General features: G+C 68.8%; 18 protein-coding genes. 14 read left to right on the forward strand and 4 right to left on the reverse strand.

Annotation, left to right across the window (positions count from 1 at the left end):
• Nucleotides 1-10: 10 nt before the first annotated feature.
• From H4281_RS12140 to H4281_RS12155, 4 genes are all read left to right on the forward strand, one after another.
• Nucleotides 11-559 (forward strand): hypothetical protein, encoded by a 549-nt coding sequence (locus tag H4281_RS12140; RefSeq protein ID WP_182890989.1) that lies wholly within the window; start codon nucleotides 11-13, stop codon nucleotides 557-559.
• A gap of 66 nt (nucleotides 560-625) precedes the next feature.
• Complete coding sequence (locus tag H4281_RS12145; RefSeq protein ID WP_182890990.1) at nucleotides 626-1,159, forward strand: hypothetical protein; 534 nt, start codon at nucleotides 626-628, stop codon at nucleotides 1,157-1,159.
• Between the two features lie 3 nt (nucleotides 1,160-1,162).
• Nucleotides 1,163-1,480: a DUF6191 domain-containing protein gene (locus H4281_RS12150; RefSeq protein ID WP_312872097.1), complete on the forward strand. Its 318-nt coding sequence runs from the start codon at nucleotides 1,163-1,165 to the stop codon at nucleotides 1,478-1,480.
• A 50-nt stretch (nucleotides 1,481-1,530) separates the two neighbouring features.
• Nucleotides 1,531-3,552 (forward strand): ethylmalonyl-CoA mutase, encoded by a 2,022-nt coding sequence (locus H4281_RS12155; RefSeq protein WP_182890991.1) that lies wholly within the window; start codon nucleotides 1,531-1,533, stop codon nucleotides 3,550-3,552.
• A gap of 328 nt (nucleotides 3,553-3,880) precedes the next feature.
• Here H4281_RS12155 and H4281_RS12160 read toward each other — a convergent pair whose 3' ends face one another.
• Nucleotides 3,881-4,438: a cysteine hydrolase family protein gene (locus tag H4281_RS12160; RefSeq protein ID WP_182890992.1), complete on the reverse strand. Its 558-nt coding sequence runs from the start codon at nucleotides 4,436-4,438 to the stop codon at nucleotides 3,881-3,883.
• A gap of 70 nt (nucleotides 4,439-4,508) precedes the next feature.
• Between H4281_RS12160 and H4281_RS12165 the strand changes: the two genes are divergently transcribed.
• Nucleotides 4,509-5,507 (forward strand): GlxA family transcriptional regulator, encoded by a 999-nt coding sequence (locus H4281_RS12165; protein ID WP_182890993.1) that lies wholly within the window; start codon nucleotides 4,509-4,511, stop codon nucleotides 5,505-5,507.
• Nucleotides 5,480-6,253 (forward strand): enoyl-CoA hydratase-related protein, encoded by a 774-nt coding sequence (locus H4281_RS12170; RefSeq protein ID WP_182890994.1) that lies wholly within the window; start codon nucleotides 5,480-5,482, stop codon nucleotides 6,251-6,253. The genes H4281_RS12165 and H4281_RS12170 overlap by 28 nt, the downstream gene beginning before the upstream one ends.
• A gap of 60 nt (nucleotides 6,254-6,313) precedes the next feature.
• Here the strand turns inward: H4281_RS12170 and H4281_RS12175 are convergent, their stop codons facing one another.
• Nucleotides 6,314-6,853 carry an NUDIX domain-containing protein gene (locus H4281_RS12175; RefSeq protein ID WP_182890995.1) on the reverse strand — a complete coding sequence of 180 codons (540 nt, stop codon included), beginning with the start codon at nucleotides 6,851-6,853 and terminating at the stop codon, nucleotides 6,314-6,316.
• A gap of 93 nt (nucleotides 6,854-6,946) precedes the next feature.
• Between H4281_RS12175 and nucS the strand changes: the two genes are divergently transcribed.
• A complete protein-coding gene (gene nucS / locus H4281_RS12180; RefSeq protein ID WP_101438079.1) occupies nucleotides 6,947-7,606 on the forward strand; it encodes an endonuclease NucS in 660 nt (219 codons plus the stop codon).
• A gap of 12 nt (nucleotides 7,607-7,618) precedes the next feature.
• On the opposite strand, the gene H4281_RS12185 is transcribed toward nucS, so the two are convergent.
• The gene (locus tag H4281_RS12185; RefSeq protein ID WP_182891530.1) at nucleotides 7,619-8,203 is read right to left on the reverse strand and encodes a flavodoxin family protein; all 585 of its coding nucleotides are present in this window, start codon (nucleotides 8,201-8,203) and stop codon (nucleotides 7,619-7,621) included.
• 89 nt (nucleotides 8,204-8,292) lie between these two features.
• Between H4281_RS12185 and H4281_RS12190 the strand changes: the two genes are divergently transcribed.
• Nucleotides 8,293-9,015, forward strand: a complete 723-nt coding sequence (locus tag H4281_RS12190; RefSeq protein ID WP_182890996.1) for a TetR/AcrR family transcriptional regulator — start codon at nucleotides 8,293-8,295, stop codon at nucleotides 9,013-9,015.
• Here H4281_RS12190 and H4281_RS12195 read toward each other — a convergent pair.
• On the reverse strand, nucleotides 9,004-9,432 hold the full coding sequence (locus tag H4281_RS12195; RefSeq protein ID WP_182890997.1) for a hypothetical protein: 429 nt from the start codon (nucleotides 9,430-9,432) through the stop codon (nucleotides 9,004-9,006). The genes H4281_RS12190 and H4281_RS12195 overlap by 12 nt on opposite strands.
• 285 nt (nucleotides 9,433-9,717) lie before the next feature.
• Here H4281_RS12195 and H4281_RS12200 point away from each other — a divergent pair, with 285 nt between their 5' ends.
• The 6 genes from H4281_RS12200 to dhaM all read left to right on the forward strand — a co-directional run bounded on the left by H4281_RS12200 (nucleotide 9,718) and on the right by dhaM (nucleotide 15,131).
• Nucleotides 9,718-11,415, forward strand: coding sequence for a sodium:solute symporter family protein (locus H4281_RS12200; RefSeq protein ID WP_182890998.1), 1,698 nt, complete (start codon nucleotides 9,718-9,720; stop codon nucleotides 11,413-11,415).
• A 10-nt stretch (nucleotides 11,416-11,425) separates the two neighbouring features.
• Nucleotides 11,426-11,701 carry a hypothetical protein gene (locus tag H4281_RS12205; RefSeq protein ID WP_037815322.1) on the forward strand — a complete coding sequence of 92 codons (276 nt, stop codon included), beginning with the start codon at nucleotides 11,426-11,428 and terminating at the stop codon, nucleotides 11,699-11,701.
• 47 nt (nucleotides 11,702-11,748) lie between these two features.
• Nucleotides 11,749-12,744: a DUF3558 domain-containing protein gene (locus tag H4281_RS12210; protein WP_312872098.1), complete on the forward strand. Its 996-nt coding sequence runs from the start codon at nucleotides 11,749-11,751 to the stop codon at nucleotides 12,742-12,744.
• A gap of 79 nt (nucleotides 12,745-12,823) precedes the next feature.
• Complete coding sequence (gene dhaK, locus H4281_RS12215) at nucleotides 12,824-13,825, forward strand: dihydroxyacetone kinase subunit DhaK (RefSeq protein ID WP_182890999.1); 1,002 nt, start codon at nucleotides 12,824-12,826, stop codon at nucleotides 13,823-13,825.
• Nucleotides 13,825-14,448, forward strand: coding sequence for a dihydroxyacetone kinase subunit DhaL (gene dhaL, locus H4281_RS12220; RefSeq protein ID WP_182891000.1), 624 nt, complete (start codon nucleotides 13,825-13,827; stop codon nucleotides 14,446-14,448). The genes dhaK and dhaL overlap by 1 nt, the downstream gene beginning before the upstream one ends.
• Nucleotides 14,445-15,131, forward strand: a complete 687-nt coding sequence (dhaM, locus tag H4281_RS12225; RefSeq protein WP_182891001.1) for a dihydroxyacetone kinase phosphoryl donor subunit DhaM — start codon at nucleotides 14,445-14,447, stop codon at nucleotides 15,129-15,131. Before dhaL ends, dhaM begins: the two co-directional genes overlap by 4 nt.
• The last annotated feature ends 25 nt before the right edge of the window (nucleotides 15,132-15,156 follow it).

Here is a 15,156-nt window from a genome sequence, read left to right on the forward strand (position 1 = left end):
GGAGGGCGTCATGTATCCACTGGCCGAGGGCGAACAGCTGCTCTGGTCCGGGCGGCCGCAGCGGTACCCCCGCCGGTACGCGAACTATCACGGTTACGTCGTAGCGATCGTGGCCTTCGCGGCGCTTGCCGCGATCGGCGTCGTCGGCACCGTGAAGTTCGGCGTGGAGATCGCTCTCTTCGCGCTGTGGCCGGGTTTCTTCGGCCTGGTGCTCGGGCTGGCCGTCGAACGGAACCGGCAGCGCAAGGTGCTGCTCGGGGTGCTGACCTACCTCGTCACGGATCGCAGGCTCGTCTTCGTCGCCGACCGTCCGAGCGGCGCCGAGTTCCGCTGGGTGTGGCTTCCCGACCTGGGCGAGCCGCGGGTTCGCGACCACGGGGACGGCACCGGCACCGTCGGCTTCGGGGCGTCCCTGCGCGACTGGCTGCGCGACCAGCAGTTCCGGGCGCAGTCGTCGCTCGCGACGATGGTGCCCGAACTGATCGCGATCGAGGATCCGGAGCACGTCGCCGAGCTGATCTCGCAGAACGCTCCGCGCTCGCCCTTGCCGCACCAATAATTCCGGCTGGCCGGGCAACCCGGGCGAACCGGACGGCGTGTTCTCTTCGGGAGCGAGGAGGGCGTCATGTATCCACTGGCCGAGGGCGAACAGCTGCTCTGGTCCGGGCGGCCGCAGCGGTATGTGCGGCGTTACCGCGATTACCACTACTACCTCACGGTGGGGATCCTGCTCCTCGTCGTCTCGGTGCTGATCGCGACCCTGAACCTGAGCTACTGGGTCATGGTCGGCTGGATCGCCGTGCTCAGCCTTGTTTTCAACGGCGGGATCGAGCGCAACCGCGAGCGTCGCGGCTTCATCGCCGTGACGACGTACCTGGTCACCGACCGCAGGTTGATCTTCGTGTCGGAATCGCCGCCCGGCGCCGAGTTCCGGTGGGTCCAGCTCGCCGACCTCCGCCCACCGCGAGTCCGCGACCACGGCGACGGTACCGGGACGATCGACTTCCATCCCACGGTCAGCGAGTGGCTGCGCGACCAGGGCTTCCGTTCGCGGCCCGCTTGGTACCCGATCCTGCCGGAGCTGATGGCCGTTCCGGACGCGGCGCACGTCGCCGACCTGATCTCCCGGAACGCTCCGCGCGCCCCGGTCGTTGGGTGAAGCATGCTGCTGACCTTGCTGGGTCTCTCGCTGCCGGTCGCCACCATCGCGCTGCTGATCGTCGGCGGGTGGGAGCTGCGGCGGAAGAAGAAACCGTCCCGGCTCAAGGCGCGGCTGTCTTCGACGTACCTCGACGAGGTCACCGCTTTCCTCTACGGCACCAAGCGCCATGAGCTCGACCACCGGGATTCGGCGGAGATGACCCTCGAGGAGGACGCGCAGGGAGCGCCTCCGCTGGGTACCGTCGACCTCGACCGCGGGGTAGTGGTCGTCCGGCCCGGCGCGTCACCCGGGCGTGGCCGAATCCACTCCGCCGATTAAGTTACCGGCGGGTACACTCGGGCGGTCGTCTCGGCGAAGAGAGGTGCACCGTGCCGTACCCCACCGACCACGAGCGCGACCGGCCCTGGGTGATGCGCACCTATGCGGGTCATTCGTCCGCCGCCGCGTCCAACGAGCTGTACCGGCGGAATCTCGCCAAGGGGCAGACCGGGCTGTCGGTCGCCTTCGATCTCCCGACGCAGACCGGTTACGACCCGGACCACGTGCTCGCGCGCGGCGAGGTCGGCAAGGTCGGTGTGCCGGTTTCGCACATCGGCGACATGCGGCAGCTGTTCGACGGCATCCCGCTCGCCGAGGCGAACACCTCGATGACGATCAACGCGCCCGCGATGTGGCTGCTCGCGCTGTACGTCTCGGTGGCCCGCGAACAGGCCGAGGCGCAGGGCCGCGACGTCGACGAGGTGCTGGCGAAGCTCACCGGCACCACGCAGAACGACATCATCAAGGAATACCTCTCCCGCGGCACCTACATCTTCCCGCCAGGGCCGAGCCTCCGGCTGATCACCGACATGATCGCGTGGACCGTGCACCACGTGCCGAAATGGAATCCGATCAACATCTGCAGCTACCACCTCCAGGAGGCGGGTGCGACGCCGACGCAGGAGGTCGCGTACGCGCTGTGCACCGCGATCGCCGTGCTGGACGCGGTGCGCGACTCCGGCCAGGTCGACCAGGCCGACATGGAGAAGGTCGTCGCGCGGATCTCGTTCTTCGTCAACGCGGGCGTCCGGTTCGTCGAAGAGATGTGCAAGATGCGCGCGTTCACGCAGCTGTGGGACGAGCTGACGCGCGAGCGCTACGGCGTCGAGAACCCGAAGGCGCGCCGGCTGCGGTACGGCGTGCAGGTGAACTCGCTCGGGCTGACCGAGGCGCAGCCGGAGAACAACGTCCAGCGGATCGTGCTGGAGATGCTGGCCGTGTCGCTGTCGCGGGGTTCGCGGGCGCGGGCGATTCAGCTGCCCGCGTGGAATGAGGCGCTGGGGCTGCCTCGGCCGTGGGACCAGCAGTGGGCGTTGCGCATGCAGCAGGTGCTCGCGTTCGAGACGGATTTGCTGGAGTACGAAGACATTTTCGACGGATCGCACGTGGTGCAGGCGAAGGTCGACGAGATCGTTTCCGGGGCGCGCGAGGAGATCGCGCGGGTACAGGATCTCGGCGGGGCGGTGGCCGCCGTCGAGAGCGGGTACATGAAGTCGCAGCTGGTTTCGTCGCTCGCGGAGTATCGGCGGGGAATGGAGAACGGCGAGCGGGTTCTCGTCGGGGTGAATAAATTCGAGACGACTGAGCCGTCGCCGTTGCAGGCTGAGGGCGCCAAGGCGATCGAGACTATTGATCCGGCGGTGGAGAAGGCCGCGGTCGCTGCGGTGGAGAAGTGGCGGGAAGAGCGGGATAACGCCGCTGTCGCCGCTTCTCTTGCCGCGTTGAAGGATGCGGCTGGCACTTCGGACAATCTGTTCGAGGCTACTTTGGAGTGTGCCCGGGCTGGGGTGACGACCGGGGAATGGTCGGGCGCTTTGCGGGAGGTGTTCGGGGAGTACCGGGCGCCTACCGGGGTTTCCGCTGCTTCGGCCGCCGGACAGGGGGATCCTGGGCTGGAGCGGGTTCGGGAGCTGGTTCGGCGCACCGAGTCCGAGATGGGGGAGCGGCTGCGGATCCTCGTCGGGAAGCCTGGGCTGGACGGGCATTCCAATGGCGCCGAGCAGGTGGCGGTGCGGGCTCGGGATGTCGGGTTCGAGGTTGTTTATCAGGGCATCCGGCTGACTCCGGACCAGATCGTCGCGGCCGCGGTGCAGGAAGGTGTGCACGTGGTCGGCCTGTCGGTGCTTTCCGGCTCGCATCTGGAGGTCGTGCCGTTGGTGGTCGACGGGCTGCGGGCGGCAGGGGCTGGAGATATTCCGGTTATTGTGGGCGGGATTATTCCGCCCGACGACGCCGCGCTGCTCACCGAACGCGGTATCGCGCGGGTGTTTACGCCCAAGGATTACGAATTGACCGACATTATGGCCGGGATTGTGGAATTGGTTCGGGAGCGGCACGGGCTGGGTGGTTAGCGGCTCGCCGCCTGGCGGCGACATTGCCGTGGGGGTTGCGTGGGGCACCCCGAAGCTTGATTGTGATGACGGTCTGAGGGTGCTTGTCAAGGCGGGAAAGATGCCTTGACAAGCACCCTCAGACCGCATTGTGGCTTCGTATCGGGGTGCGGGGGTGGTGTGGGTGCATCGATCGTTGAGTGCACTGGCTGCGGTTTCGCGAGTGGTGGGGTTTGCGCCCCAATGTGGCGTTGGGTGCGTCGCATGCACCGAACGCCACATTGGGGCGGCACCGGGGCAGCGGGCGCGGGGCGGGTCGCGAGGGGATCAGGGTCGATCAGGGTTCCCCTCACGGCAAGCTGGCGAGGATTTCCTTGGTGCTTTTCACTGTGGCGAAGCCGCCGCCGTGGAGGTTTGCCGCGGTTGCTTTGGACAGTTCGTCCGCGGTCAGGGTGCTGCCGTCTGGGCCGGTCAGGTCGAAGGTGAAGGTGGCATCCAGAGCGAAAGTCACGTCGTAGCCCAGGTTTCCGCCCATGCGGGCGGTGGTTTCGCAGCAGAAGTTGGTTTGGATTCCGGCCAGTACGAAGCTGGTGATGTTTTTCCTGGTGAACCAAGCATCCAGGGCTACGTCGCCGAGGAAGGCCGAGTTCACTTTCTTGCCGAAGACCAGATCCGGGCGGGCGTCGGCCAGTTCCGGCTTGAAGTCGTTGCCTGGCTGGCCAGGGCGCAGGGGCGAATCTGGCTTGACGGAATCGTGGTGGACGAGGACTACGGGGTCTCGGCGGGTCTGCCAGGCATCCAGCAGCGCCTTGATATTCGCTTCCGCGCCGGGGTTGTTGCGCGGGCCCCAGAAGAGGGCGTCGTCGAAGCCTTGCTGGACGTCGATCAGCAGCAGTGCGGTGGTCATGACCCGATTCTGGCCGGGAAATCGTGCCGAGAGGAGTGGCAGAAGAGGCGCGATGCGGTACTTTTCTGCCATGCGCACGATTGGGGTGCTGCTCCTGCCCGGCAGCCGGATGTTCGATCTCGCGGTGATCGCGGAGGTGTGGGCTCAGGATCGCACCGACAGCGGCATCGGGCCGTTCGCCGTGCGCGTCTGCGCGTCTGGGCGAGGGCGTACGCAGGTGTCGCCGTTCGGTGAAGTCGTTGCGACGCATGGCCTTTCCGGGTTGGAAGGCTGCGATCTGGTCCTCGCGCCCGGTCGTGACAACCCGCTCGCTGAAGTCCCGGCTGCGGCGACGGCCGCGCTTCGGCGTGCTCACCGCTCGGGTGCGGTGGTCGCTGGACTCTGTTCCGGAGCCTTCACCCTCGCCGCTGCTGGGCTGCTCGACGGCCGTCCTGCCACCACGCACTGGCGTGACCTGGACGCGCTCGCGGCGGCCGCGCCGGCCGCCGATCTTCGTCGCGACGTGCTCTACACCGAGCAGGACGGGGTGCTCACGTCAGCGGGTGTCGTTGGGGGCCTTGATCTTTGCCTGCATCTGGTGCGCCGTGATCATGGCGCGGACGTGGCGGCGCGGCTTGCTCGGCGTCTGGTGATGCCGCCGGTCCGGGAAGGCGGGCAGCGGCAGTACGCGGAGGCTCCGTTGCCTGCCAACGCTTCCCGGCCGGGGATCGCGTCCACAATGGACTGGGCGCTGACTCGGCTCGCGGACGAGATCGGGGTGCCGGATCTGGTCGAGCACGCGGGGATGAGCCCTCGGACTTTTCATCGCGAGTTCGCTGCCGCGACGGGGAGCACGCCTGGGCGGTGGCTGCTCGTGCAGCGGGTGCAGCACGCGCAGCGGCTGCTGGAGACCACGGATCTGCCGGTCGCCCGGGTGGCCGAGCGGGCGGGGCTCGGCAGCGCCGCGAACCTGCGGCGCCGGCTGCGGGCGGAGGTCGGGGTCGGGCCGGATTCGTATCGGCGCACTTTCCGCATCCCCGCTGCCGGGGTTACGGTCGGGGCATGGGCGAGTACGAGCACATCCTCGTGAAGCGGGACGGGGACACGGTCACCATCACGATGAACCGCGCGGCGCGGCGCAATTCGCTGTCCGCCGAGCATCTCGGCGAACTGCTCGCCGCGTTCCGGGAGGCGGGCGAGTCCGACGCGACCGGCATCGTGCTGGCCGCCGCGGGGCCGGTGTTCTCCGCCGGACACGACTTCGGCGACGTCGCCTCCCGTGACCTCATGGGGGTGCGTGAGCTGCTCACCCTGTGCACGACGCTGATGCGGACGATGGAATCTGTCCCGCAGGTGGTGATCGCCCGGGTGCACGGCCTGGCGACGGCCGCGGGATGCCAGCTGGTGGCGTCGTGCGATCTGGCGGTCGCGGCGGAGTCCTCGGGATTCGCGCTGCCCGGCGGCAAGGGCGGCTGGTTCTGTCACACGCCCGCGGTGCCGGTGGCGCGCGCGATCGGCCGGAAACGCCTGATGGAACTGGCTTTGACCGGCGACGTGATCGACGCGGCGACGGCGCTGGACTGGGGCCTGGTCAACCGCGTAGTCCCGGACGATTCCCTGGACGAGGCGGTCGCCGACCTGCTCGGCCGCGCGACCCGCGGCAGCCGGGCCAGCAAGGCGATGGGGAAGCAGACCCTGTACGCGCAGCTGGACCGCCCGGAAGCGGACGCGTACGCGATCGCCGTCGAGGTGATGGCCTCGGCTTCGCAGCTGCCGGGAGCGCGTGAGGGGATGGCGGCGTTCTTGGAGAAGCGCAAGCCTGACTGGACGGATTGATCCTTCCGCCTGCCGACAGACCCGGGCGCGATGCCTTCGGCGGGGCAACCGCAGCGGAGGTCAGCGACGTTCGTGCAGCAGCAGCAACGTGTACGCCGCCACCGTCTGCGCGTCCGAGATCTCCCCGGTGGAGATCATCTTCTCCACCTCCGTCCGGCTGAACCACGCCGTCCGCATGTCCTGTTCTTCCAGTTCCCGCTCCGGCACGCCTTCGGTGAGGCCGGTCGCGAGGTACACGTGCCCGCGCTGGCTGGCCAGCCCGGGCGCGACGTCCAGCATCCCCAGTTCCGTGAACGCCGACGCCCGCAATCCGGTCTCCTCCCGCAATTCCCGCCGGGCCAGTTCGGCGGGCGGGGTCTCGGCGAGGTCGGGCGCGGTGCCCTGCGGGAATTCCCAGCGGCGCATCCCGAGCGGGTACCGGAACTGCTCGACCAGGTGCAGCCGGTCGCCGTCGAGGGGGATGACCAGCGCGTAGGTCGGTTTGTCGACGACGCCGTAGATGCCGTCGCTGCCGTCGGCGCGGCGGATGGCGTCCTCTCGCACCGTCATCCAGTTGTTCCGATACACCTCGCGGGTCGCGACACGCTGAATGGGGTCCACCTCGCCAGTATCGCCGAGCCTGTCCTACCCTCGGCGGGTGCGTCTCGTGCTCCCCTCCCAGCAAGCCAGCCCGCTCCGTGCGGGGCGGGTCCGATGAGGCTCGTCGTCGCCCGGTGCCAGGTCGACTACGTCGGCAGGCTGACCGCGCATCTCCCGATGGCCAACCGCGTCCTGATGGTGAAGGCCGACGGCTCGGTGCTCGTGCACTCCGACGGCGGCTCCTACAAGCCGCTGAACTGGATGTCGCCGCCGTGCTGGCTGATCGAGGACCCGGACGTCTGGACGGTCCAGAACAAGGCGGGCGAGAAACTCGTCATCACGATCGACGAGGTCATGCACGACCTGAAGCACGACCTCGGCGTCGACCCCGGCTTGCAGAAGGACGGCGTCGAAGCGCATTTGCAGGAACTGCTCGCCGAGCACATCAAAACCCTCGGCGACGGCTACACGCTGGTGCGCCGTGAATACCCGACCGCGATCGGCCCGGTCGACATCATGGCCCGCGACGCCGACGGCGGTTCGGTCGCGGTGGAGATCAAACGCCGCGGCGAGATCGACGGGGTCGAGCAGTTGACCCGGTACCTCGAACTCCTCAACCGCGACCCGCTGCTCGCCCCGGTGCAGGGCGTGTTCGCGGCGCAGGTGATCAAACCGCAGGCGCGCGTCCTCGCCGAGGACCGCGGGATCCGCTGCGTAGTCTTGGATTACGACGCGTTGCGCGGCACGGATTCGGACGAGTTCCGCCTGTTCTGAGTTTCTCCGGGGCTACGACGCGAGCGGCTGCTGATACCGCACAGCCTGCGTCGCGACCCTCGCTCCGAGGTGGCGCGCCGTGGCGAGGTCCGCGGCGTGGACGGCGTCCGGCCCCTGGTCGTTCCAGGTTTGCGCGCCCGCGCCGAGGTAGAACCCGAGCCGGTTGTCGTCGTGTTCGCTGCTGGTGGTGGTGTTCCAGCCGGGCATCAGGCCGAGGCTGACCCAGTGCATGCCGTGCTGCGCGGCGAGCAGGGCCAGGTACTGCAGGGTGTGCAGTTTGTCGCCGCTCATCGAGCCGGAGTTGGTGAACCCGGACGCGAGTTTGTCCAGCCAGCGCTGGGACATCCAGCGCTTCGAGGTCGCTTCGGCGAACACATGGAACGCCCCGGACGCCGAGCCCATGTAGGTCGGCGTGCCGAAGACGATCGCGTCGCTGGCGTCGAGGGTTTCCCATTTCGCGTCGGTCATTTCGGCGACGTCGACCAGGTCGGCGCGGGTGCCGGGCACCGACTCGGCACCCGCGGCGACGGCTTTCGCGATCTCGAGGGTGTGCCCGTAGCCGGAGAAGTAGGCGATGGCGACGTGAACAGAGGATATGAGCGGATCCTTTCGTTGTTGACGGTGATAACGCTATGACCGTGACGCTGTCAGTGTCAACGTCAACAGGATTCTGTTATCGTCGGCACATGGCATCGGACGACCAGCGCGAGCGCATCCTGAGCGAAGCGGTGAAGTTGCTGGCCACGGCCGGGCCGTCGGGACTGTCCACCCGAGCGGTCGCGGCGGCGGCCGGAGTGCAAACACCGACGCTGTACCGCCTTTTCGCGGATAAGGACGGTCTGCTCGACGCCGTGGCCACCTTCGGTTTCGAGAGCTACCTCGCGGAGAAACGCGCCTTCGAACCCAGCGCGGACCCGGTCGACGACCTGCGCCGCGGCTGGGACGTGCACGTCGCGTTCGGGCTCGCCAACCCCGCTCTCTACCTGTTGATGTACGGAAACGTCCGGCCGGGCAGACAACCGGAGGCAGCCGCGGAAAACCGGGCCATCCTGCGCGGCATGCTCGAACGCGCCAACGCGCAAGGCCGGCTCCGCGTGTCGGTCGAGGAAGCCGCGGTGGCCATCGAGGCGTCCACGACCGGCGCGGTTCTGCTCCTGCTGGCCCAGCCGGAAGAAACGCGGGACATCGAGGTGATCCGGCCGTTGGGCGACCTGGTCCTCGACGCGCTGATCGACCAACCGACCCCCGAAAGTTCCCCGATCGCCGATCGCGCGCAGGCTCTGCTCGGGATCATCACCCCCACCGAGGACGCCGACCCGGTCACCGAAGCGGGCTTCAGCGTGTCCGAAGCCGGTCTGCTGCGCGAATGGCTCGCTCGCCTCAAGGAAGCCAGTGCGTCAGACCGTTGACCCGGCTCGTCGCTGAGCAGCCTTCGCCGCGAACCACGCCTTCGTTTCCGCGTGGAACAACGTCGTCACCACCATCGCGGCCAGCACCAGTCCCACCGCCGCGGCCACGCCGCCGCCCGCCAGATTGAGCAGCCCGGCGAGCGCGGATACCACCTCGAATGCCAGCAGCACCCACCGGCTCCAGCCGTAACCGAACAGGACGACGATCCCGGCCGCCACCAGCCCGGCGGCGAAGGCGTACGACAGGTACTCCAGCGAGTACAGAATCGAAAACGGCTCCTCGCCGCCGCGGCGCTGCTTCTCGATCTGCCGCCGGGCGAACACGCCGAACACGCCGTTCAGCAGCGCTTGCAGGATCACGAAGCCCAAGGCGGCACGGAGCCGTCCGGGCATGGGCAGCGCGGGGCCGGTCAGCACGGCGGAAGGTCCTTTCCGGGGTCGCCGAAGGTGCCGGGATCTTATGGGCCCGGCGGCGAGCGGCACCCCGGAACGGGTGAATCTGTCCCGTTGGTGAGGGGTTGGCGGGCGAAGCGACAGGACTCAACACCGGTGCTTCCGGGCACGCGGAATGCACAGGTCAGCGGCAGGTTGGTGAAAAACCGCGGTGTCGGGGTGCCTCTTCGGAATCCATGCAGTACTGTGCCGGTCTGACAGGAACGATGGTGTTTTCTGTGTGAGAATGTTTGATTCGGAGGTGGCAGGGTGCCGTTCCTCGCCGACGCGAACTTGCGGCTCGACGCGAGTCCGATCGACTACATCGAGTTGGCGTTCTATTTCGTCCTGGTGCTCGGTATCGGCGCTCTCGCCCGAAGGCAGGTGTCGAGCAGTCTCGACTTCCTGCTGTCGGGCCGGTCGCTGCCGGCGTGGGTCACCGGTCTGGCGTTCATTTCCGCGAACCTCGGCGCGGTCGAGGTCATGGGCATGTCCGCCAACGGCGTCCTCTACGGCCTGCCGACCGTCCATTACTTCTGGATCGGCGCCATCCCGGCGATGCTGTTCCTCGGCCTGGTGATGATGCCGTTCTACTACGGATCCAAGGTCCGCAGCGTCCCCGAGTTCATGCGCCGCCGGTTCGGGCCGACGGCACATCTCGTCAACGGCATCAGCTTCGCCGCGGCGCAGATCCTCATCGCGGGCGCGAACCTGTTCCTGCTGGCCAGCGTCGTGAACCTGCTGCTGGGCTGGCCGCTGTGGGTGTCGATCGTCGTCGCGGCCGCCATCGTGCTCGGCTACACCGCGCTGGGCGGGCTGTCCGCCGCGATCTACAACGAGGTGCTGCAGTTCTTCGTGATCGTCGTGGCGCTGCTGCCGCTGACCATCGTCGGCCTGGTCAAGGTCGGCGGCTGGCAGGGCCTGGTCGACAAGATCACGCACAGCCCCGGCGGCACCGAACAACTGCACTCCTGGCCGGGCGACAACCTGACCGGCTTCGGCAACAACTTCCTGTCCGTCCTCGGCATCGTGTTCGGCCTCGGTTTCGTGCTGTCCTTCGGGTACTGGACGACGAACTTCGTCGAGGTTCAGCGCGCGATGGCGTCGAAGAGCATGTCGGCCGCGCGGCGCACGCCGATCATCGGCGCGTTCCCGAAGATGCTGGTGCCCTTCATCGTGATCATCCCCGGCATGATCGCCGGCGTCGTGGTGCCGGAGTACTTGCAGGACAAGGGACTTCTGCTCGCCGACAAACCGGCCACGAGCGGGGTCACCGCGAACAACGCGCTCCTGCTGCTGATGCGCGACCTGCTGCCCAACGGCATCCTCGGCATCGCGATCGCCGGTCTGCTCGCGTCGTTCATGGCGGGCATGGCGGCGAACCTCAGTTCGTTCAACACCGTCTTCACGTACGACATCTGGCAGACGTACGTGAAGAAGGACAAGCCGGACGGCTACTACCTGAACCTCGGCCGCAAGACCACCGTCGTCGCGACCGTGCTGGCCATCGGCACCGCGTTCGTCGCGTCGCAGTCCGCGAACATCCTGACCTACTTGCAGGACCTGTTCTCGTTCTTCAACGCGCCGCTGTTCGCCACGTTCATCCTCGGCATGTTCTGGAAGCGGATGACCGCGGCCGCCGGGTGGATCGGCCTGGTGGCGGGCACCGCGTCGGCCATCACGATCTGGGCGCTGTCGCAGCTGGACGTGCTGTCGCTCGCCGGGCAGGGCACCAGCTTCGTGGCCGCGGGCACCGCGTTCGTCGTCGACATCGTGGTGAGCATCGGGGTTTCGCTGGCCACCCAGCCGAAGCCGGACGCGCAACTGGTCGGCCTGGTCTACTCGCTCACGCCGCGCGACGCGCTCAAGCACGACAACACCGGCGAGAACGCGGGCTGGTACCGCAAGCCGGGCCTGCTGGCAGGCATCGTCCTCGTGCTCACGATCGCTCTCAACATCATCTTCTGAGGAGGCCCGCATGACCGAGAAAACCTCGCGGCCGCACAAGGCGGGCGCCTTCGACATCCGGCTGATCATCGCGTTGCTGCTCGGCGTCTACGGCGTGATCCTCACGATCATGGGAGCCGGGTTCACCAGCGACGACGATCTGAAGAAGGCCGCGGATGTGAACATCAACCTCTGGTCGGGCATCGGCCTGCTGGTGGTGACGGCGATGTTCGTGCTGTGGGCGGTGCTGCGGCCGCTCGTGGTGCCGCCGAGCACCGAAACGACGGAAACCTCACCCGCCGAATAATCGGGTTGTGCGCGCGTCCGGCGACCTCGCCCGCTAGGTTGCCGGACGTGGTGCACGATCTCCGGTTCGGCCGGTTCCTGAAGTTGTCCGCCCTGGCCGCGGCGGGTGTGGTCGCGATGTCCGCGTGCGGCGGCCCGAATCTGGGCAAGGAGAACTTCGCGCGCACGACCGTCCCCGCCGCCGGGGACAGCGCCGCGACGTCCGGCCCGATCACCGATCCCGCGGTCGCCCCCGCCGTGCTGCGCGACCTGCTGCCGTGCCAGTTCGTGGACAAGACCGCGATGAGCCCGCTCGGCACGACGCAGGGCGAGGCGACCGCGTCGAGCACGCAGTTCGACTCCTGCGTCGCGAAGGCGACCGATCCCGGCGGCAAGGAAATCCGGGCGAGCGTCGACGTCGGCGGCCTCGTGACCTTCGCGTCGGACAAGACCACCGGCGCGGTCGGCGGACTCCCGCAGGTCGAGGTGCCCGATCTCGGCGGCGGCTCCGGCTGCGTGGTCAGCGCGCTCACCGCGCGGAACCCGGCCGTCGGCGTCTCCTTCCGGGTCGACTACACCGGCGGCGACGCCTGCGCCGCCGGCCGCAAACTCGTCGCGACGGCGGTCGAGAAACTGCACAACAACCCGCAGAAGTACACGCCCGGCCCGGGCACGCTGCTCGCCGTCGACCCGTGCACGGTGCTCGACCCGGCCGCCGTGGACGGGGTCGTGAAGGGCGGGAAGCCGCGGCCGTCCGGACTGCACTCGTGCGAATGGGGCCTCATCCCGAGCGTCCGGGTGACGATGTTCCCCGGCGTCGCGCCGTCCGAGGGCGACGGCTGGCTGAAGGCCGACGTCGGCACGCCGAGCCAGGCGTACGCGAAGCAGGGCAGCACCGGGTCGAGCTGCCAGGTCAAATGGCAGCACCGGCAGTGGAAGGAAGACCACGTCGAGGTTGTCCAGCTGGAGTACACGAACTCCGACGCGCAGGCGGACAAGGACGACCCGTGCGGCAAGACCGTCGGGCTGGCCAAGCAGCTGGCCGGGAAACTGCCCGCGGCGTGACCAGGGGGCGCTTTGCGGCGCGCCCGGCGACCTCATAGGTTGGGGTCCGTCCACGACGCCGAGGTGCCGGAGGTCCGCCATGAAGAAGATCATCAACGATCCGGCGGCCGTCGTCGCCGAATCGCTGAGAGGGCTCGCGGTCGCACACGCGGACCTGCTGCGGGTGCGCGACGATCCGGCGCTGGTCGTGCGCGCGGACGCGCCGGTGGCGGGCAAGGTCGCAGTGGTTTCCGGCGGCGGATCCGGGCACGAACCGCTGCACGGCGGGTTCGTCGGGCCGGGGATGCTCGACGCCGCGGTGCCCGGTCCGGTGTTCACGTCGCCGACTCCGGACGCGGTGCAGGCGGCCCTCGCCGCCACTGCCGGTCCGGCCGGGGCACTGCTGATCGTGAAGAACTACACCGGCGACGTGCTGAACTTCGAAACCGCCGCCGAACTGGCCGCGGCCGAGGACCTGGACGTGCGCAGCGTGGTCATCGACGACGACGTGGCGGTCAAGGACTCCACCTTCACCGCCGGGCGGCGCGGCGTCGGCGGCACCGTGCTGCTGGAGAAGATCACCGGCGCGGCGGCCGAGCGCGGCGATTCGCTGGACGCGGTGGAAGCGTTGGCGCGCAAGGTGATCGGGCAGGTTCGCTCGATCGGGGTAGCGCTGTCCGCGCCGACCGTGCCGCACGTCGGCGAACCGAGCTTCGACCTCGGCGAGAACGAGATCGAGTTCGGCATCGGCATCCACGGCGAACCCGGCCGCGAGCGGATCCCGGCCGAACCGGCCGACGCGCTGGTCGCCCGGATGGTCGAGGCGGTGGTGTCCGACCTGCCGTTCTCCTCCGGAGACAAGGTGCTGCTGTTCACCAACTCGATGGGCGGCACGCCGCAGCTGGAGCTGTACCTCGCGCACGGCATCGCCGAGCGGCTGCTGGCCGAGCGCGGGATCCTGGTCGAGCGCAGGCTGGTCGGCCCGTACATCACGAGCTTGGAAATGCAGGGCATCAGCCTGACCCTGCTGAAATTGGACGACGAGCTTACGCAGCTGTGGGACGCGCCGGTGCGCACGCCCGCGCTGCGGTGGGGGATCTGATGGCCTGCACTGCCGAAGGGGTCGCGGCCGCGTTGCGCGCCGCCGCCGAAGTGATCGCCGAACACCGCACCGAGCTGGTGGACCTGGACCGCGCGATCGGCGACGCCGACCACGGCGAGAACATGAACCGGGGCTTCGCCGCGATCGTCTCCGCGTTGGAGACCGCGGTGCCGGAAACCCCGGCCGGGGTCGTGAAACTCGCTGCCACCACGCTGATTTCCAAGGTCGGCGGCGCGGCGGGACCGCTTTACGGCACGGCTTTCCTGCGTGCGTCGGCGAAGCTCGGCGACGCGTCCGAGATCGATGTGCCGCTGCTGCTCGACGCACTCCGGGCGGCACTGGAGGGCGTGCAGGCCCGGGGCAAGGCGGTTGGCGGCGACGCGACGATGGTCGACGCGTTGCTCCCGGCCATCTCCGCGGCCGAAGGGGCCGCGGACGGAACGATCGCGGACGTGCTCACCGCCGCGGCGGACGGAGCGGACCGCGGTGCGGAGTCCACTGTGGACTTGATTCCGCGCAAGGGCCGCGCCTCGTACCTCGGGGAACGCGCGGTTGGGCACATGGATCCGGGCGCCCGGTCGACGGCGCTGCTGCTGCGTGCGTTCGCGGAGGCGGCCCGGTGACCGTCGGAATCGTTCTTGTCTCGCATAGCGCGAAACTGGCCGAAGGCCTTGCCGAGCTGGCTGCCCAGATGGCCCCGGACGTCCGGATCGTCCCGGCGGGCGGGCTGCCCGACGGCGGCGGCATCGGCACCGACTACGACGAGGTCGTCGCGGCCACCCAGCGTGCGGATTCCGGCGACGGCGTGGTGTTGCTGTACGACCTCGGCAGCGCGCAGATGACGGCTGAGCTGGCGGTCGAATCGCTGGCCGATCCGTCCGCCGCGGTGGTGGTCGACGCGCCGCTGGTGGAAGGCGCGGTGGCCGCGGCCGTCGCGGCGCAGGGCGGCGCGAACGCCAAGGCGGTGGGCGAGGCCGCGGCGAGTGCCGGGGTCGCCCCCGACCTGGCCGCCGCGGAGCCCTCGGCCGCGGGCGAGGAAGGCGTGGTGGAGAAGGAATTCACGCTGACCAACGACGTCGGCCTGCACGCGCGCCCGGCCGCGGTCGTGGTGCGCAGCCTGGCCGAATTCGAGGCCGAGGTGTCGATCCGGCTTGGCGAGCAGGAGGCGGACGCGCACAGCGTGCTGGCACTGATGTCGCTCGGCGCGCGCCAGGGCGACCGGATCGTGGTGCGGGCTCGCGGGCTGCAGGCGGCGGAGGCGGTCGCGAAGGTGGCCGAGCTGGTGGAGTCGAACTTCGGGGAGTGACGCCGGTTTTCCGACCGGGTGACTT

The organism is Amycolatopsis dendrobii (assembly GCF_014145675.1).
GTDB classification, from domain to species: domain Bacteria; phylum Actinomycetota; class Actinomycetes; order Mycobacteriales; family Pseudonocardiaceae; genus Amycolatopsis; species Amycolatopsis dendrobii.